The sequence below is a fragment of the Corynebacterium sp. 20-84 genome, from assembly GCF_053479455.1.
The window spans coordinates 1-20,144 of record NZ_JBRBCB010000016.1; the positions used below are offsets into that span (position 1 = coordinate 1).

At 63.0% G+C, this 20,144-nt stretch carries 22 protein-coding genes and 1 tRNA gene; 11 read left to right on the forward strand and 12 right to left on the reverse strand.

Annotated elements, in window-relative coordinates:
• Nucleotides 1–112 precede the first annotated feature (112 nt).
• A tRNA-Arg gene (locus tag ACUY2Y_RS11005) sits at nucleotides 113–188 on the reverse strand.
• 79 nt (nucleotides 189–267) lie between these two features.
• On the reverse strand, nucleotides 268–963 hold the full coding sequence (locus ACUY2Y_RS11010) for a hypothetical protein (protein ID WP_448326466.1): 696 nt from the start codon (nucleotides 961–963) through the stop codon (nucleotides 268–270).
• A gap of 174 nt (nucleotides 964–1,137) precedes the next feature.
• Here ACUY2Y_RS11010 and ACUY2Y_RS11015 point away from each other — a divergent pair, with 174 nt between their 5' ends.
• The 4 genes from ACUY2Y_RS11015 to panB are packed head-to-tail and all read left to right on the forward strand — an operon-like array spanning nucleotide 1,138 to nucleotide 5,134.
• Nucleotides 1,138–2,328: an ABC transporter substrate-binding protein gene (locus ACUY2Y_RS11015; RefSeq protein ID WP_448326468.1), complete on the forward strand. Its 1,191-nt coding sequence runs from the start codon at nucleotides 1,138–1,140 to the stop codon at nucleotides 2,326–2,328.
• Between the two features lie 19 nt (nucleotides 2,329–2,347).
• Nucleotides 2,348–3,433 (forward strand): FecCD family ABC transporter permease, encoded by a 1,086-nt coding sequence (locus ACUY2Y_RS11020; protein ID WP_448326470.1) that lies wholly within the window; start codon nucleotides 2,348–2,350, stop codon nucleotides 3,431–3,433.
• Nucleotides 3,434–3,439: 6 nt separating this feature from the next.
• Nucleotides 3,440–4,306: an ABC transporter ATP-binding protein gene (locus tag ACUY2Y_RS11025; RefSeq protein WP_448326472.1), complete on the forward strand. Its 867-nt coding sequence runs from the start codon at nucleotides 3,440–3,442 to the stop codon at nucleotides 4,304–4,306.
• A 9-nt stretch (nucleotides 4,307–4,315) separates the two neighbouring features.
• On the forward strand, nucleotides 4,316–5,134 hold the full coding sequence (panB, locus tag ACUY2Y_RS11030) for a 3-methyl-2-oxobutanoate hydroxymethyltransferase (RefSeq protein WP_448326473.1): 819 nt from the start codon (nucleotides 4,316–4,318) through the stop codon (nucleotides 5,132–5,134).
• 3 nt (nucleotides 5,135–5,137) lie between these two features.
• On the opposite strand, the gene panC is transcribed toward panB, so the two are convergent.
• The 3 genes from panC to ACUY2Y_RS11045 are packed head-to-tail and all read right to left on the reverse strand — an operon-like array spanning nucleotide 5,138 to nucleotide 6,682.
• Nucleotides 5,138–5,944, reverse strand: coding sequence for a pantoate--beta-alanine ligase (gene panC / locus ACUY2Y_RS11035; RefSeq protein ID WP_448326475.1), 807 nt, complete (start codon nucleotides 5,942–5,944; stop codon nucleotides 5,138–5,140).
• Nucleotides 5,898–6,248 carry a transcriptional regulator gene (locus tag ACUY2Y_RS11040; RefSeq protein WP_448326477.1) on the reverse strand — a complete coding sequence of 117 codons (351 nt, stop codon included), beginning with the start codon at nucleotides 6,246–6,248 and terminating at the stop codon, nucleotides 5,898–5,900. Before ACUY2Y_RS11040 ends, panC begins: the two co-directional genes overlap by 47 nt.
• The gene (locus ACUY2Y_RS11045) at nucleotides 6,245–6,682 is read right to left on the reverse strand and encodes a hypothetical protein (protein WP_448326479.1); all 438 of its coding nucleotides are present in this window, start codon (nucleotides 6,680–6,682) and stop codon (nucleotides 6,245–6,247) included. Before ACUY2Y_RS11045 ends, ACUY2Y_RS11040 begins: the two co-directional genes overlap by 4 nt.
• A 119-nt stretch (nucleotides 6,683–6,801) precedes the next feature.
• Between ACUY2Y_RS11045 and ACUY2Y_RS11050 the strand changes: the two genes are divergently transcribed.
• Nucleotides 6,802–7,776 carry a DUF1906 domain-containing protein gene (locus ACUY2Y_RS11050; RefSeq protein ID WP_448326521.1) on the forward strand — a complete coding sequence of 325 codons (975 nt, stop codon included), beginning with the start codon at nucleotides 6,802–6,804 and terminating at the stop codon, nucleotides 7,774–7,776.
• A 73-nt stretch (nucleotides 7,777–7,849) separates the two neighbouring features.
• On the opposite strand, the gene ACUY2Y_RS11055 is transcribed toward ACUY2Y_RS11050, so the two are convergent.
• The 3 genes from ACUY2Y_RS11055 to ACUY2Y_RS11065 all read right to left on the reverse strand — a co-directional run bounded on the left by ACUY2Y_RS11055 (nucleotide 7,850) and on the right by ACUY2Y_RS11065 (nucleotide 10,510).
• On the reverse strand, nucleotides 7,850–8,686 hold the full coding sequence (locus tag ACUY2Y_RS11055; protein WP_448326481.1) for an aldo/keto reductase: 837 nt from the start codon (nucleotides 8,684–8,686) through the stop codon (nucleotides 7,850–7,852).
• Complete coding sequence (locus tag ACUY2Y_RS11060) at nucleotides 8,687–9,046, reverse strand: FKBP-type peptidyl-prolyl cis-trans isomerase (protein WP_448326482.1); 360 nt, start codon at nucleotides 9,044–9,046, stop codon at nucleotides 8,687–8,689. It lies immediately after the preceding gene.
• 168 nt (nucleotides 9,047–9,214) lie between these two features.
• Complete coding sequence (locus ACUY2Y_RS11065) at nucleotides 9,215–10,510, reverse strand: citrate synthase (RefSeq protein ID WP_210575627.1); 1,296 nt, start codon at nucleotides 10,508–10,510, stop codon at nucleotides 9,215–9,217.
• Between the two features lie 276 nt (nucleotides 10,511–10,786).
• Between ACUY2Y_RS11065 and serC the strand changes: the two genes are divergently transcribed.
• The 3 genes from serC (at nucleotide 10,787) to ACUY2Y_RS11080 (ending at nucleotide 13,942) form a co-directional block, all read left to right on the forward strand.
• Nucleotides 10,787–11,917, forward strand: a complete 1,131-nt coding sequence (gene serC / locus ACUY2Y_RS11070) for a phosphoserine transaminase (protein WP_448326484.1) — start codon at nucleotides 10,787–10,789, stop codon at nucleotides 11,915–11,917.
• A gap of 65 nt (nucleotides 11,918–11,982) precedes the next feature.
• The gene (gene sepH, locus ACUY2Y_RS11075; protein WP_448326485.1) at nucleotides 11,983–13,071 is read left to right on the forward strand and encodes a septation protein SepH; all 1,089 of its coding nucleotides are present in this window, start codon (nucleotides 11,983–11,985) and stop codon (nucleotides 13,069–13,071) included.
• A 19-nt stretch (nucleotides 13,072–13,090) separates the two neighbouring features.
• Entirely contained in the window at nucleotides 13,091–13,942 is an 852-nt protein-coding gene (locus ACUY2Y_RS11080; RefSeq protein ID WP_448326487.1) for a DUF6928 family protein, read from the forward strand.
• Here the strand turns inward: ACUY2Y_RS11080 and ACUY2Y_RS11085 are convergent.
• The 3 genes from ACUY2Y_RS11085 to ACUY2Y_RS11095 all read right to left on the reverse strand — a co-directional run bounded on the left by ACUY2Y_RS11085 (nucleotide 13,927) and on the right by ACUY2Y_RS11095 (nucleotide 17,085).
• Nucleotides 13,927–14,763, reverse strand: coding sequence for a TrmH family RNA methyltransferase (locus ACUY2Y_RS11085; RefSeq protein ID WP_448326488.1), 837 nt, complete (start codon nucleotides 14,761–14,763; stop codon nucleotides 13,927–13,929). The two genes, ACUY2Y_RS11080 and ACUY2Y_RS11085, sit on opposite strands and share 16 nt — an antisense overlap.
• Nucleotides 14,764–14,768: 5 nt before the next feature.
• Nucleotides 14,769–16,223, reverse strand: a complete 1,455-nt coding sequence (locus ACUY2Y_RS11090; protein WP_448326523.1) for an NCS2 family permease — start codon at nucleotides 16,221–16,223, stop codon at nucleotides 14,769–14,771.
• A 136-nt stretch (nucleotides 16,224–16,359) separates the two neighbouring features.
• A complete protein-coding gene (locus ACUY2Y_RS11095) occupies nucleotides 16,360–17,085 on the reverse strand; it encodes a DUF3027 domain-containing protein (RefSeq protein ID WP_448326490.1) in 726 nt (241 codons plus the stop codon).
• Nucleotides 17,086–17,124: 39 nt separating this feature from the next.
• Here ACUY2Y_RS11095 and ACUY2Y_RS11100 point away from each other — a divergent pair, with 39 nt between their 5' ends.
• Together ACUY2Y_RS11100 and ACUY2Y_RS11105 are read left to right on the forward strand one after the other, a co-directional pair.
• Nucleotides 17,125–17,949: a glutaminyl-peptide cyclotransferase gene (locus ACUY2Y_RS11100; RefSeq protein WP_448326492.1), complete on the forward strand. Its 825-nt coding sequence runs from the start codon at nucleotides 17,125–17,127 to the stop codon at nucleotides 17,947–17,949.
• Nucleotides 17,950–17,985: 36 nt separating this feature from the next.
• The gene (locus ACUY2Y_RS11105) at nucleotides 17,986–18,531 is read left to right on the forward strand and encodes a DUF2771 domain-containing protein (protein WP_448326494.1); all 546 of its coding nucleotides are present in this window, start codon (nucleotides 17,986–17,988) and stop codon (nucleotides 18,529–18,531) included.
• Between the two features lie 23 nt (nucleotides 18,532–18,554).
• On the opposite strand, the gene ACUY2Y_RS11110 is transcribed toward ACUY2Y_RS11105, so the two are convergent.
• A complete protein-coding gene (locus ACUY2Y_RS11110; protein WP_210575652.1) occupies nucleotides 18,555–18,938 on the reverse strand; it encodes a cold-shock protein in 384 nt (127 codons plus the stop codon).
• Nucleotides 18,939–19,440: 502 nt separating this feature from the next.
• On the opposite strand from ACUY2Y_RS11110, the gene ACUY2Y_RS11115 reads away from it, so the two are divergent.
• Nucleotides 19,441–20,142 (forward strand): resuscitation-promoting factor Rpf1 domain-containing protein, encoded by a 702-nt coding sequence (locus ACUY2Y_RS11115; protein ID WP_448326496.1) that lies wholly within the window; start codon nucleotides 19,441–19,443, stop codon nucleotides 20,140–20,142.
• Nucleotides 20,143–20,144 lie beyond the last annotated feature (2 nt).

Below are 20,144 nucleotides of genomic sequence, written 5' to 3' on the forward strand. Positions count from 1 at the left end.
ACCCCCACTGACCTAAAAACCAAAACCGGCGCCTTGGAAAAATAAAAACCAAGACACCGGTTTGTCCACCATGTCGCGACTGATCTGTCAACGATGTCCCGACTGATGACATTGGCGCCCCAGAGAGGAATCGAACCTCCGACACCGGCTTTAGGAGAGCCGTGCTCTATCCACTGAGCTACTAGGGCAACGAGAAGCTACGTTACCGCACCGTCTGCACGGCATGAAAGAAACGTCCCGAACTGCCCATACCCCGGCAACGAAGTTTTAGAGTCGCTCCAGGACCTGGACGAGCGTTTCGTTGGCGGCCTGGATGGACGCCTCAGAAGGGTTCGAGGAATTCACCGTCACTTCGGTGCCATTTTTCACGGCGTGGGCTTCGTATCTCTTGCTTTCATGCCCGTCATCGGAGACCGTGCGCGCGATCAACGCGCGCCCTTCGTCGGCATCGGCTTTGAACGGAACTTCTTCATTCGTAATGTACATCCCCATGTCCGGGGTCTGGATCGAGTAGGAGCGGCATTTCTTCATGTACTCCCCGTCGAAAAAATCATCCAAATCACGGTCACCCATCTCCCGAGCGGAAACCGTCAGATCAAAGTCGTGCGAGTTGGCGAGAGCGTACTTATCGATGTCAATCTTTTCCTCGCCCCGACCCTGCCTCGAGGAATTCAACCCCTTCTCGCATTCGGGCGGATCAATCTCCCAGTCTGCGCCGAGTTTCCCACCGCTCGCTTCCTCGATTTCTTTAGCGAATTTTTCCATCGCCTCCTCCGAGTACACATCCAGCGGTCTGTCTTTGTACGTGATGTCGTCAAGAAGCGTCCGGTAGTCGACGTCACTTTCCTGCTTCAAGGCGTCGGGCGCGATCCGTTCAGCGAATTCGGCGGGACTGCACGCGGTGACGGCCGTGAGAGAGGCGGCGACGAGGGCAACTCCGAGAGTTTTGAATGTGCGGGTCATGGCCAGGCTCCTTTATTTTTACCCACCATAGTAGGTGCCCAAAAACCCATTGGCCGAGGAAATCGCCTCACAAACCGAATTAGGACACATTCTTGTTTCCTAATTAGGCATGCCTTACCATCCAAAGGGTTACCTGAAACTAAGCATAGGCTTACTTATTTTGAAAGGTGGATCGTGAAGTTTCCACGCACACTCGCAGCACTGCTGTTTTCGTTCATCGCAGTGCTCGGTCTCGCCGGCTGCTCGTCCGACTCGAGCGGCAGTGACGCCGCAGGTTCCAATGGGGACGAGAAAAATGGCGAGGCAGTTCTGACCGTCACCGACGCGGCGGGACGCACCGTCGACTTCGACAAGCAGCCGGAGCGTATTCTGCTCGGCGAAGGGCGCGGCGTTTTCGCCACCTCGATCCTGCAGGACAATCCGTTTGAGAAGGTCGTCGCGTACGGCGATGACTTCGAAAAGGCGGCGCCGGCGATGCGCGAAAAGGTCTTGGAGAAATTCCCGGAGGCCAAGGACCTGCCGATGATCGGCTCCCTGCAGAAGGGCGACGTGACCGTGGAGAACCTCCTGGCGCAGAAGCCGGATGTGGTCGTCATGACACTGGACCAGAAGAAGGTCGCGGAGCAGAACGGCTTTTTGGCCGATATGGACGCAGTGGGCCTGAAATACGTGTTCACTGACTTCCGCCAGGACCCGCTGAACAACACCGAGGTGTCCATGAAGCTCTTCGGCGACCTCTTCGGCAAGTCCGACCGCGCAGAAAGCTTCATCAAGTTCTACAACGACAAGGTCGCCGATATCACCGACCGCGTGGCAAAGACGACGGAGAAGCCGAACACCGCTGTGTGGATGGCAGCCGGCTTCAAGGACTGCTGCGCCATCGCGGGCGACGCCAACCTGGGCAAGCTCGTCGACGCGGCAGGCGGCCATAATATCGGCCCGGAGATTCTCGGCACCGACGAAACAGAGATCACCGTTGAGAAGCTCGTGGAGGTCAATCCGGACAAGCTCATCGTTTCCGGTGGTGAGTGGGCGCGTGACCCGCAGAAGACCGACGCTTTCAGCCACGTCGAGCTGGGCTACCAGGCTGACGAGGCAGCGGCACGCGATTCCTTCGGCGGTCCGCTCAAGACCCCGGGTGTGGAACAACTGACGGCCCCTAAGGAGGGTGATTTCTTCGCCGTCTACCATCAGTTCTACGACAGCCCGTACAACGTGTTCGCTCTCGAGGCATTCGCCAAGTGGCTCCACCCCGAAGAATTCGAGGACACGGATCCGGCGAAGGACTTCGAGAACTTCCATGCCGAGTGGATGCCGATCGATTACAGCGGCACCTTCTTCCTCGACGGATACGAAGCAAAATAAGCGATAAGAAAAGAGCTCAATGACCACACGCGTAGCGCCCGACACCGACTACGAGAAGGATTCGCCGGACCGTGCGATTGAAAACTACCGTCGCCGCGGCCGTCGTAAAGCAATCGCAATTGCCCTTCTTGTCCTCGGTGCGATCGCGAGCTTCCTCGTTGCGGTGGTCGTTGGGCCCATCGATCTTTCGCTTAGCGACGTCTTCCGCGCCGTCTTCGACCCCGATTCCGTCGACCAGCAGACTGAGACCGTCGTGCGCACTCTCCGCCTCCCGGCGGCGGTGATGGCGGTGCTCGTCGGTGCGTCATTGGGGCTGTCCGGCGCGCAAATGCAGACAATCTTGGACAACCCGCTGGCGGAGCCGTTCACCTTGGGCATTTCCGCGGCGGCTGCCCTCGGCGCGGCGGTGTCGATCGTGATGGGCTGGACGCTCATCTTGAATGCGCAACTCAATCTCGCGCTCACCGCGGCGCTGTCGGCGCTGTTCGCCGTGCTGATCATCGCGGGTGCCGCGATCTGGCGCGGGGCGAGCGCGGAATCGATGATCCTGCTCGGCATCGCCCTGTCCTTCTTCTTCCAGGCAGTGCTCTCCTTGCTGCAGTACGTAGCCTCTAATGAGGCGCTCCAGCAGATCGTGTTCTGGACGATGGGCTCGATGCAGCGCGCGTCGTGGACCGCGAATATCGTGATCGCCGTCGTGCTCGCTCTGGCGATCCCCTTCTGCGCCGTCAATTCGTGGCGTCTCACCGCTCTGCGTCTCGGCGACGACCGCGCTGCTGCGATGGGCATCAACGTCCAACGCCTGCGCGTGACCACCTTGCTGGTCGCGTCGCTGTTGGCGGCCGCATCTGTCGCATTCACGGGCATCATCGGCTTCATCGGCCTGGTCGGCCCGCACATTGCGCGCATGATCGTCGGTGAGGACCAGAAATTCTTCCTCCCCGGCGCGGCCGCTGCCGGTGCCATGCTCATGAGCCTCGCGTACGCTGTGTCGCTGTCGATCATCCCCGGTGTGGCTATCCCGCTCGGTATCATCACCGCACTTGTCGGCGTACCGTTCTTCGTGTTCCTGATCTTCACCCGCTCGCGTGGAAGGAGTGTTTAAGCCCCCATGGCCATCAGCGCAACAAATCTCACCGTGCGGTACGGCCGGACGACGATCATCGACGACATGACCTTCGGCCCGCTCGACGACGGCAAGATCACCGGCCTCATCGGCCCGAACGGCGCCGGCAAATCGACGCTCGTTAAAACCCTCGCCGGCATCAACAAGCCGTCCGAGGGCAGCGCGGACATCGTCGTCGACGGCCGCACGTTGAGCGCCAAGGAGCGCGTCCAAGCTGTCGGTTATGTGCCGCAGGACATGCTCTCGCGCGCAACGCTCACCGCCTTCGAATCCGTCATGGTCTCCGCCCGCCGCCGCGGCGAGGGCAACGGCAACGCACTGCAGACGACCGCCGAGGTCATGCACCGCCTGGGCATCACGAAGCTGTCGGACCGCATGATTTCGGATATGTCCGGCGGCCAACGTCAGCTCGTGGCCGTCGCGCAGATGCTCGTGCGCTCCCCGCGCATCATGCTTCTCGACGAACCCACCTCCGCCCTCGACCTGCGCCACCAGGTGGAACTGCTGCAGATCATCCAGGACGAGGTCCGCGGCGATGACCGTCAGGCCCTCGTCGCCCTGCACGATCTGAACTTGGCTGCCCGTTTCTGCGACGAGCTACTGGTTATCAAGGATGGCCAGGCGATTGCCAAGGGCACTCCGGCTGAAGTATTGACCCCGGATTTGCTCGAGCGCGTCTACGGCATTTCCGCCCGCATCATCAACGACGCCGGCGTGCCGATCGTGTGCCCGGTGCTGCGTCTCCCCCGCCACGAGACTCCGACAGACGCGGGTCCGATGGACCCGATCGCGGTCGATGTCGAGAATGCAGATCCCGACGTCATCAACGCCGTCACCTCGGCGCGTGCCTAGACTGTCTGCATGACTGGATACCTGGCCCCCACCAAGAAAGTTCGGGTCGCGGACCTGAAGCAGAAAAAGCGCGACGGCGAGACGTGGGCGATGCTCACCGTTTACGACTATTCCACCGCCCGCGTCTTCGCCGAGGCGGGCATCGAGTGCATGCTCGTTGGTGACTCCGCCGCAAATGTGGTCTTCGGCTATGAGACGACCAACCAGGTCTCCGTCGAGGAGATTACCTACCTCGCCGCCGCAGTCGTCCGCGGTGCTGGCAATGCCCTCGTCGTGGCTGATCTTCCCTTCGGCAGCTACGAGGCCTCCGACGAGCAGTGCGTGCGCACCGCCACCGAGATGATCCGCCGCAGTGGCGCCCACATGGTGAAGCTCGAGGGTGGCGTCCGCATCGCCCCGCGCATCAAGGCGCTCAAAAACGCCGGGCTCGCAGTGTGCGCCCACGTCGGATTCACCCCGCAGTCCGTGGACAACTTGAGCGGCTTCAAGGTCCAGGGACGCGACGATAGTGCCGACCAGCTGTGGGCCGACACCAACGCGGTCGTCGAAGCGGGCGCGGACATGGTCGTTTTCGAGATGGTCCCGGCTGATCTGGCCAAGGAGATCACCGCCAATTGCCCCGTTCCCACCATCGGCATCGGCGCTGGCCCGGACACGGATGCGCAGGTGCTGGTCTGGCACGACCTGGCCGATTTCCCGGCGGGCGGCCACCGTGCGCGTTTCGTGCGCCAATTCGGTGCGGTCGGCGAGGCGCTCGGCGCAGCCGCCGCCGATTACAAGCGCGCCGTCCACGAGGGCGAATTCCCCGCGGACGAGCACACCTTCTAGGGCTTAGACCTGAACTTCGACGTTGTCGATCAGACGGGTCTCCCCGACCTTCGCGGCGACGAGCAGACGCGCGGGGCCGGTGTAACCCTCCGGAAGCTCTTCGAGCTCCGGCGTGGTCACTGCGAGGTAGTCGAGCTCGATGCCCTCGGCGGACTCGAGAACCGCCAGGGCTTCGTCATAGCTGCCCGTCGCCAATGCGCGGGACAACGTCAGCGCAGTGTGGGGCTCTTCCTCGCTCAGGTAGCGGTTGCGCGATGACAGGGCCAGACCGCTGCCTTCGCGCACGATCGGGCAACCGTGAATACGCACCGGCAAGTGCAGGTCCTCGACCATCTGGCGGATGAGAGCCAGCTGCTGGTAATCCTTCTCGCCGAAGAATGCGTCGGTGGCGCCGGTGAGGCAGAACAGCTTGGCTACCACTGTCAGCACACCCGCGAAATGCGTCGGGCGGGTTGTTCCTTCCAGCACCGATCCGAGCGGCCCCGGGTGGATCGTGGTGCGGGGACCGTGGGGGTACATCGTCGATACGCTCGGCGCGAAAACCGCTTCGACGCCCTCGGCCTCGAGCTTCGCGATGTCCTCCTCGAGCGTGCGCGGGTAGGCGTCGAGGTCCTCCCCCGGCGCGAACTGCAGGGGGTTGACGAAGATGCTCACCACCACCGGGTTGCCCAATTCCTGGGCGGCGCGGACAAGAGAGATATGGCCGCTATGAAGAGCGCCCATGGTGGGTACGAGCGAGATGGCGCCGCTCGCGCCTGCGCAATCAAGCGCCTTCTGAAGCTCCTTGGGAGTCTTGGTCAGTTTCGTCATGCGGCTCAGCGTATCGGTTCAGCGCATCAAGGTGGCCCTCGAGGGCCTTCTCCCCTGACTTGGTGAGGGTGACCCACACCGTGTCTTTCGCACGAGTTGACCCGTATTCGCGGAACCTGGAGACGTAGCCGTGCTCCTCTAAGACGCCGAGCTGCTTGGACAGGGTTGCATCCGACAGATCAGTGATATCCCGCAGCCGCGAGAACTTCATTTCGCGGCGCGTCGTGCCCTCCGTCGCACCGCCAGCGCGCAGCGCCGCACAGATCTTCAGGCGGTTGAGGGGATGAATGACTGGGTCGATCAATGGAACTTCCTCCACGTCAGGCCGTAGCCCGCGATCATCGCTGCGGCGGCAATGATTCCCACGACGATGCCGACCGTTGTGTTCCCGTCCGGGTAGTGGTCGGCGTAGACCTGCATTCCGATATACGCGATCGTGTAGAGCACTATGTACAGCAGAACCCCTTTCCAACCCAACGAATCCTCTTCCTGGTGCACGTCCTGCTTCATCGCAGTGCGGACAGCCCGCTTGCTGCCAAATTCAAGCACGATGATGAGAGCCATCGAAACGAGAATGACAAGCAGTCCCCACACATTTCCGGCCAGCATGATGCCGACACCGAGACCGAAGGTCAGCCCCACGGCAGTCACCATGCCCCACGGCACCGGCATCTGCGCGGCGCGCGCCTCAATATCGCGGACGGCCGCGAGCGATTCATTCACCTCTGTCACATTCATTGCATCTCCCTTGTTTTCCACATAAGAAAGCATGACACTTTCCAATCGAGAAAACAAGTAGAAAATTGAGACTCGGACGTTTGCGCTGGCCACCCGTTGCTTGTGTTGCTAATGTTTCGATTGTGACTACTAATGATCTCTCCCGTCGCCGCTTCCTCAGCCGTGCCTCCGCCCTTGCCGTCCTCGGCGTCGCCGGTGCCGCCGGAGTCTCCCGCATCCCGTCCGCCGACGCCCAGAACCGTAAACCCATCGGCACCGTCCTCGACTACGCCGGCGGCATTCCCTCCGGCCGGGCTATCAAGGCCGCCGGCCACATGGGTGCCGTCCGTTACGTCTCCCAGCCGCGCCCTGACTCCGTGAGCTGGATGAAGGCAAAGCCGGTGCGTCTCTCCGAGACCCGGGATTTCGCCGCCAACGGGTTGTTCACCGCCTCCGTCTACCAGTTCGGCCGCGCCCAGACCGCCGACTGGCTGATGGGTGCCGCCGGCGCCGCGGTCCATGTCCCACAGGCGATCCAACTCCACCGTGCGGCTGGCGGCCCGAACGGCAAACCGATCTACGTCGCCATCGACGACAACCCCACGCGCACGCAGTACACCAACCAGATCCGCCCGTACCTGCGCGCGTTTCAGACGGCATTGTCTGCGGCCGGCTTGAAGACCGGCGTGTACGGCAACTACAACGTCATCCAGTGGTGCGTGGAGGACGGCATCGGCTCCTACTTCTGGCAGCACGACTGGGGCTCCGGCGGAAAGCTCCACCCGCGCGCGAATATTCACCAGAAGGCCAAGTGGCAGAAGCACATCGAGGGCCACCTGTGCGATATCAACAACGTCTACACCACCGATTGGGGCCAGTGGCAGCCCGGGCGAGCCAGTGCTCCTGCCCCGGCACCGGCGGCGCCGGCGAAGCCTAAGCCCGCTCCGTCACAGCAGGCACCGGCCTACCGAATCCCGGAGAACTCCTCGGTGCCGGACTTCTCCTCCAACCCCACCCCGCAGGGCATGTCCTCGGAGGCGCAGAACTTCGCCCGCAATATCAAGCCGGAGGACCTCAAGAACGCCGCGGAATTCGCGCGCCAGTTCATCAAGTAGTCAGTAAAGGGACGGGCCAAAGCTAAACCCAGCGGCGAGGGCCGAGGAGGCAGACGCAGCTGTCAGCGAATGCCTAACCCGGGAACTCGCGCGGGTCCTTGGACTGGCGATGCCCCTGAACGCGGTCGAGGCAGGCGATCTCCTCGTCGCTCAACGCGACGTCGTGGGCGCCGAAGTTCTCCGCCAGGCGATCCGGGTTGGCCGTCTTCGGGATGACGGAGATGCCGTGAGCAAGCAGGTGTGCCAGGGCGACCTGGCCCGGGGTGGCGTCGTGGGCCTCCGCGATCTCGGTGATGGCGGGGCCACTGAGGATCTCTCCCCTGCCCAGCGGAGCCCAGGCCTCGGTGAGGATGCTGTGCTTGGCGTGGTACTCCCGCAGCTGGGTCTGCGTGAAGCCGGTATGGAGCTCCACCTGATTGACCGCGGGGGCGGTGCCGGTCGCATCGATGATCTCGTCGAGGGTCTCCTCGTAGAAATTCGCCACACCGACGGAGACGAGGTCGCCGCGGTCGCGGACATCGATCAGCGCACGGTAGGCGTCGACGAATGTGCCGTTCTGCGGCCACGGCCAGTGCACCATGAACAGATCCAGATAGTCGAGACCCAGGCGCTTGAGGGATTCGCCGAAGGCCTCGGCCGCGCGGGGCTGGTCGTCGTTCCAGACCTTCGAGGTGACGAAGAGGTCCTCGCGGGCGACGTCGCCAGCGCGGATAGCGTCGATAAGCGCTTGCCCCACGGCTTCCTCGTTGCCGTACAAGGAAGCCGTGTCGAAGTGGCGGTAGCCGAGCTCGATCGCTCGGCGGATGAGCGCGACCGTATCGGATGCGGGGCCGTCGAGCTTGTACGTGCCCAGCCCCAGCCGTGGCATGGAGGCACCGCTGTTCAGCTCAAAGAAATCAGCGGCTGCCATTTAGTTCACATCGAGCAGATCGATGACGTACACGAGGGTGTGACCGGACAGCGGGTGAATGCCACCGGCCGGGCCGTAGCCCTTCTCCGGCGGAATGGTCAGCTGGCGGCGGCCGCCGACCTTCATGCCCGGGATGCCGTCCTGCCAGCCTTCGATGAGGCCGGCGAGCGGGAATTCTTCTGCTCCGCCGCGGTCCCAGGTGCTGTCGAATTTTTTGCCGGTCTGGTAATACCAGCCCAAGTAGTGGACCTTGACCATGCCGCCGGCTTGTGCTTCCTCACCCTCACCGATGACGATGTCTTCGATCACGAGGTCAGTCGGAGCCGGCTCATTCGAGACGTTGATGGTCGGCTTGTCCATAAAAGATTCTCCTTGACATTCGGGGCTGCACGCATGGCTGCGCTGGGCTTCCATACGAAAATGCGACCCCGCCGAAAAGATTACCGGCTCATTATAGGCCCGGTTTCTTCAATCAGCGGAATCGCATTGGGGTGCAGGCGGCGCGTTTCGGACCGCCTTGAAAGCGTATTAGCGCTGGTCGCGCGGGACGAACTCGCGCTGCGTCTCGCCGGTGTAAATCTGGCGCGGACGGTTGATCTTGGAGTTCATCGCGAGCTGCTCGCGGTAGTGAGCGATCCAGCCCGGCAGGCGGCCGATGGCGAACAGGACGGTGAAGAAGTCCGTCGGGAAGCCCATCGCGCGGTAGATCAGGCCGGTGTAGAAGTCCACGTTCGGGTACAGCTTGCGCTCGATGAAGTAGTCGTCGTTGAGGGCGATCTCCTCGAGTTCCATCGCCAGGTCGAGCAGGCTGTCGCCGCCCAGGTGCTGCAGCACCTCGTGAGCGGACTCCTTGACGATCGCGGCGCGCGGGTCGTAGTTCTTGTACACGCGGTGGCCGAAGCCCATCAGACGAACGCCCTTTTCCTTGTTCTTCACGCGGTTCATGAAGTCGGACGCGTCGCCGCCGTTGTTGTTCTGGATGTCCTCGAGCATCTCCAGCACTGCCTGGTTCGCACCGCCGTGCAGCGGGCCAGCAAGAGCGTTGATGCCGCCGGCGATGGAGACGAACATATTCGCCTGCGCGGAGCCGATCATGCGGACCGTGGAGGTGGAGCAGTTCTGCTCGTGGTCGGCGTGCAGAATGAGCAGCTTGTCCAGAGCCTTGACCACGACCGGGTCGACCTCGTACGGCTCGGTCGGGTAACCGAACATCATGCGCAGGAAGTTCTCGCGCGGGTTCAGTGCGTTGTTCGGGTACATGTACGGCTTGCCCTGGGAAGCGCGGTAGGCGTACGCCGCCAGCATCGGCACCTTGGCCATCAGGCGCACGGTGGCCTTATCAAGCTGCTCTTCGTTCAGCGGGTCCAGCTGGTCCTGGTAGTAGGCGGAGAGGATGTTCACCGAGGAAGCGAGCACTGCCATCGGGTGCGCATCGCGCGGGAAGACGTTGAAAGCGGCCTTGAAGTCCTCGTCCAGCAGGGTGTGGTGGCGGATCTCGGAGTTGAACTTCTCCAGCTCGTCCGCCTTCGGCAGTTCACCGTTGATGAGCAGGTAGGAGACCTCGTTGAAGGTGGCCTTGTTCGCCAGGTCGGCGATGTCGTAGCCGCGGTAGCGCAGAATACCTGCGTCACCGTCGATATAGGTGATCTTGGACTCAGTCGAACCGGTGGAGACATACCCCGGATCGAAGGTGACTAGGCCGGTCTCGCCTAGGAGGTTGCCTAGGACGAAGCCGTCGTTGCCCTCGGAGGCACGGATGAAGTCCATCTCGTACTCGCCGCCGGGGTAATGCAGTACCGCTTTGTCCTGATTCTCAGAAGCCACAGTGAACCTTTCGCAGAGTCGTTGGGCGGTGCGTGCCCGGCTACAGCGCTACCTCCGTATGAAGCGGAAGACGGCTGCACACATAAGCATGCACCGAAATTGACATGAGACAACTCTATCAGCAGATGTGATTACCGCGACACTGTTTTGATCGCACACGACTCGCCACAGCTACAGCCCCTCGCCAATCCGGCCGCATAATTCCACCTGACGGGAGTGCTGTTTCAGTTATTGTGAACGGAATAGAAGTTTTGAAGCGATAGTTAAGGGGCATCCATGACCGACTACCCAGCACTTCCCGCAGAATTCGCTCCCGGCGACGGCCGCTTCGGTTGTGGCCCGTCGAAGGTGCGCCCGGCTCAGATCGAGGCGCTCAGCAAAGGTGCTGCCACGGTGATGGGCACCTCCCACCGCCAACCGGAGGTCAAGAACCTGGTCGGCCATGTCCGTGAAGGTCTGGCTGAGCTGTTCTCCCTGCCGGTTGGCTACGAAATCGTGCTTTCGCTGGGTGGCGCGACTGCGTTCTGGGATGCGGCGACTTTCGGCATGATCGAGAACAAGTCTGCGCACCTCACCTACGGCGAGTTCTCCTCCAAGTTCGCTAAGGCATCCAAGCAGGCACCGTGGCTCGAGGACCCGGCCATCGTTGAGTCCGAGCCGGGCACCGCACCGGAGCCTGGCGAACTGGACGGCACTGATGCGGACGTCGTGGCATGGGCGCACAATGAGACGTCGACAGGCACGATGGTGCCCGTCACCCGCCCGGACACCGACGCGCTCGTGCTTATCGACGCAACGTCCGGCGCCGGCGGCCTGCCTGTCGATATCTCCCAGACTGATGCTTATTACTTCTCCCCGCAGAAGTCCTTCGCCTCCGATGGCGGCCTGTGGTTGGCTGCGATGAGCCCCGCGGCGATCGAGCGCATCGCCAAGATCAAGGAATCCGGCCGCTTCATCCCGGCGTTTTTGGACCTGCAGACGGCGGTGGACAATTCCCGCAGGAACCAGACCTACAACACCCCGGCCGTGGGCACCCTGCTCATGCTCGCTGACCAGGTGAAGTGGATGAACGACAACGGCGGCCTTGACGGCATGGTCAAGCGCACCCGCGCGAATTCCGAGGCTCTGTATTCCTGGGCGGAAAACCACGCGCACGCCACGCCTTTCGTCAAAGACGCCGAGAAGCGCTCGTATGTCGTGGGCACCATCGATTTCGACGATTCCATCGATGCGGCTGAGTTGGCCAAAGCACTGCGCGCGAACGGCATCATCGACACCGAGCCGTACCGCAAGCTGGGCCGCAACCAGCTGCGCATCGGAATGTTCCCGGCGATCGACACCGAGGACGTGACCAAGCTGACGGGCGCGATCGACTTCATGCTCGGCCAGGGCGTCGGCACGAAGTAACCGGGTTCAGGGCCTTTCATCGGTTAAAGTGTGTCAGTGAATGACACCGGTGTAAGGAGTTGTGGATGCGCGAGCTCTTTGTAGTTGCAGAAGAATCGACGGATACCGTCTGGGTGCTGCGCACCGAGGACGGCGAGCGATTCCGCATCCCCCGCGCCGATCTCCGCGAGGTCGGCGAGCCGGATCCCGTCCTGTTCGACGCCGAGCGCGATTACACCGACGCCTTCGATAATTCCGCCGAAGAGTACGAGCTCGTCGATGCCGAGCTTGTCGACGAACCGTCGCGCCCCACCTTCACCGTCTATTCCAGCGACGACGAACCAGAAGCGACCGACACGATCGACACGACCGAACTAGCCGAAGACACCGAAGAGCCAGCAGAGCCTACGGAACCAGCTGAACCCGCAGAACCCGCAGAGCCGGTGCGCACCCCGGTCGAGCCGGATCCGCTGTTCGCCACTCCCCTGTCTATGCGTCCGAATGAGATTCAGGCCCGCATTCGTGCAGGCGCGGACGCGGCGGCGCTGGCCGAAGAGATGGGCGTGGCTGAAAGCCGCATCGAACCGTACGCGCACCCGGTCCTGCTGGAGCGCGCGCAGGTCGCGGAAGCCGCCAAGCAGTCCCACCCGGTCCGTGATGACGGCACTGCCCCGGACACGCTCTTCGAAGTCCTCGCTCTCGCTTTCGCGGCGCGCGGCCATGTCCTGTCCGAGGCCCACTGGGATGCCGTGCGCGAAGCAGGCGAACCGTGGGTCGTGCGCGTGACGTGGAAGGCTGGCTTGCAGGAGCACAGCGCGGAATGGTTCTTCCGTCGCTCCATGGGCAGCCCCGCCACCACCGAGCCGCGCGATCCGGTCGCAGCGGATCTCATCGACCCCTCCTTTGCCCAGCCGGTCCGCTCCCTGTCCGCGCACACGGCGTACGAGCCGGAGCCGGAGTACGTCGAAGACGAGGCGTACCCGCAGGACAATATCCCGCACGAAGAAGAGAATCTGTCCGTCCCCCAAACCCAGCCGAATGAATTCGCGGAAGGTGATTTCCTCCAGAATCCGGAGCCGGAGGAAAAACCGCAGAAGCGACGCCGCAAGGCTGTCACCCCGCACTGGGAAGACGTGCTCTTGGGCGTGCGTACCAATACCAAGCGGCCGAAATAGAGCTGGGTAGGAACGCGCAATGAGCTATCCCGCAGTGGTGACATTCTGGTACGTCGGCACCGCCAACCCTGCGGCGGTGCTCGAAGCGGAGCCGAAAGCCGACCGGGGCTTCGGCCGCAAACTCTTGTCCCAGCTCAATCCCCGGTGGCCGATCACGCCGATCGGGCAGTTCCCGTTGAACCGCTCCACGAAACCATCAAGGGCAGAGTTCTATATCGCCGGTTATCCGGGCGTGGCTGTGCTGCAGACTTTCGTGGAGGACTGCGGAAAGCTCTCGGACATCTCCCCTGACCTGCTCGCTGCAGTCCCCGCGGATGATGTGTTCGTCTTCGCGGAGGGCACCGGCGAGGGTGCTGGTTTCGGCGGCTTCGCGCACTTCCACGGTGAGGAGGTCTCCCGCAGTCTGTGCGCCACACGCACCGCTTTGATGGAGGATCTCGGCCTGCCGGAGCCTTTCGAAGCGCCCTATTGGGCGGGCGAGCGCGCTGAACAAATCGGCGGCATTTCGCTGCCTTTCGAGCCAGTGGATCTCATGCACGCCGCGGAGACTGCGTGGCTCGGAGTCGATGTTTCCCCCGACGGCCCGGATATCAATGTGGTGGGCTATGCCGTCGACGGTCGCCCGGAACCGAAGGTGGAGCCGCGCAAACCCGAGACCAAAAATGTCGCGGAGGTCGCTGCGAAATTCTCGAGCCCGAGCGCGGACTACGACGATTATGAGGAGACCGCTGACGACGAGCAAGGCGGCGAATTCGCTCAGTTCGCCGATGCCTCAGCCGCGGCAGCCCGCCGTCTTGGGCGAGGCCTGAAGCGACGCTGGCGCGACCTCAAGGACGCCGTGGTGGAACGGATCCGTCACTCGGACCGCTGAAAGCTCAACGACCGGTCGCGCTCGTAAAACGCGATCGCGGCGGAGGTGGCCACGTTCAGCGAGTCGGTGCCATTCGCCATGGGGATGCGGGCGCGGATATCAGTGGCACGCATGGCGTGCTCCGTCAGTCCGGGCCCCTCGCCGCCGACGAGGAGGGCGACTTTCTCATAGGGGGCGCCGGTGTCGTCGATAAGCGCGTTGGCGAGATGCTCAGCCTTGTCGTCGGGTGTGAGCGAAACTAGGCGAAAGCCTGCTTCGCGCAGTTGTTCAAGCGAGCGCTGCCAGGTGGTCACCGTGCCCTCGAGGTGCGCGAACGGCAGGCGCAGCACATGCCCCATAGACACGCGCACGCTGCGGCGGTACAGCGGATCGGCCGTGCCCGCGCCTAGCAGCACGCCGTCGACGCCCATTCCAGCGGCATTGCGGAAGATCGCGCCGATATTCTCGTGGTCACCGACGCCTTCGAGCACGACGAGGGTGCGTGAATCAAGGAGCGTATCGACGTCGCGTTCCGGCGCGCGGTCCGCCACCGCGATGATTCCGCGGTGCATGTCGTACCCAGCGACCTCCGCGAGCAGCTCGCGGGTGACCACGTAGACGGGGACGTCGATAGGCGGCAAGCCTTCTGCCTCGCGCTGGGCAAAGAATGTGTCGAGCTTTTTCTCAAAGCCGACGACGCAGCGCAGCGGGTAACGCGAATCGATCACGCGCCCGCCGACGAGCGGGCCTTCCCCGAAAACGAGGCCTTTCGCGTTGTCCATGGTTTTGAGGTCGCGGACGTCGTCGAGACGTGGATCGGCAGGGTCGGTGATGTGAATCATGGCGGTTAGGAAATGGCAGACATGATCGGGTCCATGGCGAAGAACACCACGAAGAGCGCGGAGATCAGCCACATCAACCAGTGCACTTCCTTCGCCTTACCGGCGAAGACAGAGAACAGTGCGAAGGTGATGAAGCCGATGCCGATGCCGTCGGCGATGGAGTACGTGAACGGCATAGCCACGATGGTGAGGAAGGACGGCAGGGCGATGTGGAACTTGGTCCAGTCGATCTCGCTGACCTGCATCATCATGAGAGCACCGACGATGACCAGCACCGGCGCGGCGGCCTCGATCGGCACGATCTCGTAGAGCGGGGTGAAGAACATCGCGGCGAGGAAGAGCAGGCCGGTGACGATATTGGCCAGACCGGTACGCGCGCCGTCGGCGATGCCCGCAGACGAGTCGACGAAGACCGTGGCGGACGACGCGGAGCCCGCACCGCCGACGACAGCGCCGAGGCCCTCGACGACGAGCGCCTTCTTCATCTCGGGCAGCTCGCCCTTCTCATCGGTCAGGCCAGCCTGGCGGCCGAGCGCGGTCATCGTGCCCATGGCGTCGAAGAAGTTGGCCAGCACCAGGGTGAACACCAGCAGGGATGCGGTGACGACACCGATATTGGTGAAGGCGCCGAGGATGTCGACTGCACCGACGATGGAGAGGTCCGGGATGCCGCCGAAGGAGTCCGGCAGGCTCGGTACGGCAAGGTTCCAGCCGGTCGGGCCGTTATCGGCCGCGGAGCCGGCGCCGGTGACAGCTTCCACAATCAGGGCGATGATCGTGTTGATCACGATGCCGATGAACAGGCCGCCCGGGATCTGGCGGGAAACCATGAAGCCGCAGATGAACAGACCGAGAATGAACACGAGCGTCGGCCACGACGCGATCGAGCCGTTGATGCCCAGCTGGACCGGGACCGTGGTCATCGCCGCGTCAGGGATGCGGCGGACGAAGCCAGCGTCGACGAAGCCGATCAGGGAGATGAACATGCCGATGCCCACGCCGATCGCGGCCTTCATCGACGGCGGGATCGCGCGGAAGACGGCGGTGCGGAAGCCGGAGATGGCCAGCAACACGATGATGATGCCGTCGACGACCACCAGGCCCATCGCCTGCGCCCAGGTCAGCCCCTCCGTGCCCACCAGCGTGACAGCGACGAGCGTGTTAATGCCCAGGCCAGCGGCGATGCCGAACGGGTAGTTGGCGATGGCGCCGAACAAGATACACATGACACCGGCCACCAATGCCGTTGCGGCGGCGACCTGCGGGATGCCCAGCACGGTGCCGGCGGAATCCTCACTCGTGCCCAGGATCAGCGGGTTGAGCAGGACGATGTACGCCATGGCGAAGAACGTGACCACACCGGCGCGCACCTCGCGGCCTACCGAGGAGCCGCGCTCAGAAATGTGGAAGAAACGGTCAAGGCCGGAGATCTCCCCCGCCTCATTGGGTGTCTCGGTCACTTTCGTGGAGCCGGACGGATTCGTGGTGTCACTCACTGTGATTCCCCTGACGTTTGCATGTCAATAACGGCAATAGCGTCCCACTCACAGCGCGAAAATCAAAATGGCGCGGACGGGGAATCAGGCAGAACCGGAATTAATACAGGGGTTTTTCGTCGTCGAAAAGCGCGCTGCTCGGCGTGACGTCCTCGCTGTCGACCTTGGTCTCGGAGTGGGCTCCGCAGCCGTACACTGCGGAAACAACGTGGCCGTCCGCGGAGTATTCGTTAGCGCAGATGCCGAAATTCTTGCCCACCGGTTCCGCCGCCGGGATATAGAACGCGCAGGTCTTGCACTGCAGTGCCGCCTGGGAGGCATGGTCCGAATTGGGCCCGAATTCGCCGCGCCGCCACCGCTGCTTCGCCGCCTTCAACCCCGTGGTGGTCAGGTACTGCTTCGTCTCCCGGCCGATGAAGACCACTGCGTCTTTGGAGAAAGAGTCATCGGTCAGGCGCTCGTCGTCCGGCGCTGGCTCCATGAGATCGCCCGGACCGAGGTCGCCGGGGCGAAGACGCTCCGTGTACGGCACCCAGTCCGGTGCCTGCAACGCATCGCCCGACGGCGCAGGCACGAGCGCGACCTCATTGACAGTGATGTAGTCGGAGCCAGTCGCGCATGCGAGGACCGCATTCCACTCCCATCCCGAATAGCCGGGCACGTCCGCCTCGAAGCGGTGGGTGGCTACATTCACGCTCAGTCCGACAACACCGATGTGGTCGCCGACTGCGCCTTGGTCGAGCTCGAGCAACGCTTCACGCGCGGTCGTCACCGCTTTGTCGCCGAGCAGCGGTCCTGCTTTCTTGTCGTTTCTTCTCCGGGGCACGCACCCCATTATGGCTGACACTGTTGCAAGATAGACCCTATGGTCCAAATCCCCCACGCCGCCGCGTTGCTGTCGTCCATCTCCGCCGTGTCCGCGGTCGCCCTTCTCGTCGGGTGCAGCGCCGAGGGCAGCTCGACGGCTGCGCAGCAGGAGACGGAAGGCACGGAGATGCTCACCGTCTCCATCAACGAGACGCTCCCCTTCGACGACACGAGCTTCACCCAGGGCCTCGAAGTCGCGCCCGACGGCACGCTGTACGTCGCCACCGGCATGAACGGCGAATCGCGCATCTACCGCACCACACCGGAGGGCAAAGAGCTGGCCAGCCAGGATCTCGCGCCGGAATTCTTCGGCGAGGGCATCACGCGCGTCGGCGACCACTTGTGGCAATTGACCTGGCAGAGCAACACCGCGATCAAGCGCGACGCAGAGACCCTAGACGAGCTCGAGCGCACCTCCTTCGACGGCGAAGGGTGGGGCCTGTGCCACCGCCAGGACGCAGGTGAAGTGATCTTCTCCGACGGAACGGCCGAGTTGCGGCGCATGGATCCGGACACGCTCACCGAGCGCGAACGCTTCACCGTCACCCGCGACGGTCAGCCGCTCGAGGGCATCAACGAGCTCGAGTGCGTCGGCGACGATATTTACGCCAATATTTTCACCACGACGGACATCGTGCGCATCGACGCGAAGACAGGAAAGGTCGAGGCGCTTATCGACGCCTCCGGCCTCCCCAACAACGCCTCCCCCGACCCGAACCACGTGTTGAACGGGATCGCCCATATCCCAGGCAGCGACAATGAGTTCTTCCTCACGGGCAAACGCTGGCCTGACATGTACCGGGTCACCTTCGAACCGAAATAGGGGCGCTTGCCCACCTGCCGGTTAGACTGCTTAGTCATGGTCGAAAGCAAGGCAGGAACGTCGAAGACCACGTGGACTCCCGCGTGGACGGTCACAGCAATCACCGTCGCGGTGATCGCCATTGTCGCTGGCCTGTATTTTTTCTTGAACTGGCAGGAGAACCGCCCCGCCACCCCACCAGCTGAGCTCGAAGTCGCGGCCACGGCTGACGGCTCCGATAACGAGCAGGAGGTCTCCTCCACCCCGTTCAGCGTCTGCGAATTCGGCGCCGAGTGCCCGGAAGGCGAGGTCACCCGAATCAACGCCGAGGGCGCTGAGAATATCCGTCTCACCGTGCCCGACGAAGTCGCTCAGCAGCAGTGGACGGTGCTCAGCATTTACGACGACCCGGCCGCGAATACTGAGCGCACCTTCACACCAGGCGAAGCCACCGAAGTGGATATCCCCGTGACCACCCAGCATGACGGCAACGACACCAATCTCGTCGTCATGGAAGTCTCTGCCCTGCTCATCGGTGCAGATGATAAAGGCGAAGAAACCCCCGTCATGGCCACATGGGCGTTCACGACGGAGGCTGAATAAGAACGGGCTTTAAAGCTCTGCGCTTAGGCGTCGAGCTCCTTGGCCACGGCGCGGAGAATCTCCGCAATCTGGCGGGACTCCTTACGCTCCGGGTAGCGGCCTGCGTCGAGCGCCGGCTGCACCTGAGTCTCCAGCATGGACATCACATCTGCGAGCATGCTGCCCAGTTCCTCCGGCTTGCGGCGGTGCACCGGGCGGCGGCGCGGCTCGTCGAGCACCTTCACGCGCAGCGCCTGCGGCCCGCGACGTCCTGCGGCGAAATCGAACTCGATTCGCTGTCCCGGGAAGAGCTCGTCGACGCCGTCGGGCAGCACGTTCTTGCCCACGTAGACGTCCTCGTCCCCTGGGTTAGAAGCGAAGCCGAAGCCCTTCTCGGCATCGAACCACTTCACTTTTCCTACTGGCATGCGCGATCACCACCGATAATCGAAAGAATTTAAAGAGTTCAGTGTAGCGCGACGGCCCCCAACCGCCTAGTCGCCCGATCGACGACACGCCAATGGTAACGATTGTGCGGTACGTCACGAGAACATCTTTTCCGCAGGTGAAGGCCCCCAAGCTACAGATCCTGCGAGTCACAATTTTCACATGCATCACAAATCGTGCCGAGAACGTGACTCAATCGTTATAAACGGTTACAGTTCTTGCCATGCCCCTAGACGGGCGTGACCTTTAACGCTGCCAGCCACGTTCAGTTTTGTCCGGCTGGCATGAAAACCGATGAAAGTACACAAGTACATAGGACAAAAGCGGGGGCCCACCCAGCACCGCACGAAGAACGCGCGTGCACCGCGGAAGAAATCCGCTTGGGGTGAAGCCGCCGACGATGCGGCCAGGTGTGTGAAAGACCTCAGCCTGAACCCGACAGCTCACCTCGCAGACGTACAACAAGAGAGGAAACAGCCCAACATGGGACGTCACAGCAAGCAGAACCGTAACCTGACCACCAAGGCCGTCGCTGGCGCTACCGCTGCCCTGGCCACCACCGCCCTGATCAGCCCGATCGCTTCCGCTGCCCCGGATTCCGACTGGGACCGTCTCGCACAGTGCGAGGCTGGCGGCAACTGGCACATCAACACCGGCAACGGCTACTACGGCGGCCTGCAGTTCAACGCGGGCACCTGGCGTGCTTACGGCGGCGGCGAGTTCGCTGCTCTGCCGCACCAGGCAACCCGCGAGCAGCAGATCGCTGTCGCTGAGCGCACCCTCGCCGGCCAGGGCTGGGGCGCATGGCCGGCGTGCTCCGCTCGCCTGGGCCTGCGTTCCGCTCCGACCCCGCGCAACGTCTCCGCTAACAAGCCGGCACCGAAGCCCGCTCCGAAGCCGGCTGCTGCTCCGAAGCCGAAGCCTACCCCGAAGCCGGCCGCTAAGAAGAGCACCGAGCTCGAGGTCGACGCGGTGTACACCTCCATCACTCGCGAGCTGAACAACCGTGGCATCGCCGTCCCGGCGCGCGTCACCGCAACCTACAAGGCCAACCGCAACGACTACAACGCGTTCTACCTGGCTAACAAGACCCTGATCGACGCTGTTCTCGCTGGCGACGCCCAGGGCATCGCTTCCGCGATCCAGGCCAACTTCAACGACTACGTCTCCGGCCTGCAGAAGTAGTA

Bases quoted from the DNA above. Each gene is read 5' to 3' on its own strand.
- panB (WP_448326473.1), top strand. From the start codon at position 4,316: ATGACTGGATACCTGGCCCCCACCAAGAAAGTTCGGGTCGCGGACCTG.
- ACUY2Y_RS11020 (WP_448326470.1), top strand. From the start codon at position 2,348: ATGACCACACGCGTAGCGCCCGACACCGACTACGAGAAGGATTCGCCG.
- ACUY2Y_RS11110 (WP_210575652.1), bottom strand. From the start codon at position 18,938: ATGCCAGTAGGAAAAGTGAAGTGGTTCGATGCCGAGAAGGGCTTCGGC.
- ACUY2Y_RS11080 (WP_448326487.1), top strand. From the start codon at position 13,091: ATGAGCTATCCCGCAGTGGTGACATTCTGGTACGTCGGCACCGCCAAC.
- ACUY2Y_RS11085 (WP_448326488.1), bottom strand. From the start codon at position 14,763: ATGATTCACATCACCGACCCTGCCGATCCACGTCTCGACGACGTCCGC.
- ACUY2Y_RS11060 (WP_448326482.1), bottom strand. From the start codon at position 9,046: ATGGACAAGCCGACCATCAACGTCTCGAATGAGCCGGCTCCGACTGAC.
- ACUY2Y_RS11045 (WP_448326479.1), bottom strand. From the start codon at position 6,682: ATGAATGTGACAGAGGTGAATGAATCGCTCGCGGCCGTCCGCGATATT.
- panC (WP_448326475.1), bottom strand. From the start codon at position 5,944: ATGACGAAACTGACCAAGACTCCCAAGGAGCTTCAGAAGGCGCTTGAT.
- ACUY2Y_RS11010 (WP_448326466.1), bottom strand. From the start codon at position 963: ATGACCCGCACATTCAAAACTCTCGGAGTTGCCCTCGTCGCCGCCTCT.
- sepH (WP_448326485.1), top strand. From the start codon at position 11,983: ATGCGCGAGCTCTTTGTAGTTGCAGAAGAATCGACGGATACCGTCTGG.
- ACUY2Y_RS11025 (WP_448326472.1), top strand. From the start codon at position 3,440: ATGGCCATCAGCGCAACAAATCTCACCGTGCGGTACGGCCGGACGACG.
- serC (WP_448326484.1), top strand. From the start codon at position 10,787: ATGACCGACTACCCAGCACTTCCCGCAGAATTCGCTCCCGGCGACGGC.
- ACUY2Y_RS11100 (WP_448326492.1), top strand. From the start codon at position 17,125: ATGGTCCAAATCCCCCACGCCGCCGCGTTGCTGTCGTCCATCTCCGCC.
- ACUY2Y_RS11105 (WP_448326494.1), top strand. From the start codon at position 17,986: ATGGTCGAAAGCAAGGCAGGAACGTCGAAGACCACGTGGACTCCCGCG.
- ACUY2Y_RS11115 (WP_448326496.1), top strand. From the start codon at position 19,441: ATGGGACGTCACAGCAAGCAGAACCGTAACCTGACCACCAAGGCCGTC.
- ACUY2Y_RS11055 (WP_448326481.1), bottom strand. From the start codon at position 8,686: ATGGCAGCCGCTGATTTCTTTGAGCTGAACAGCGGTGCCTCCATGCCA.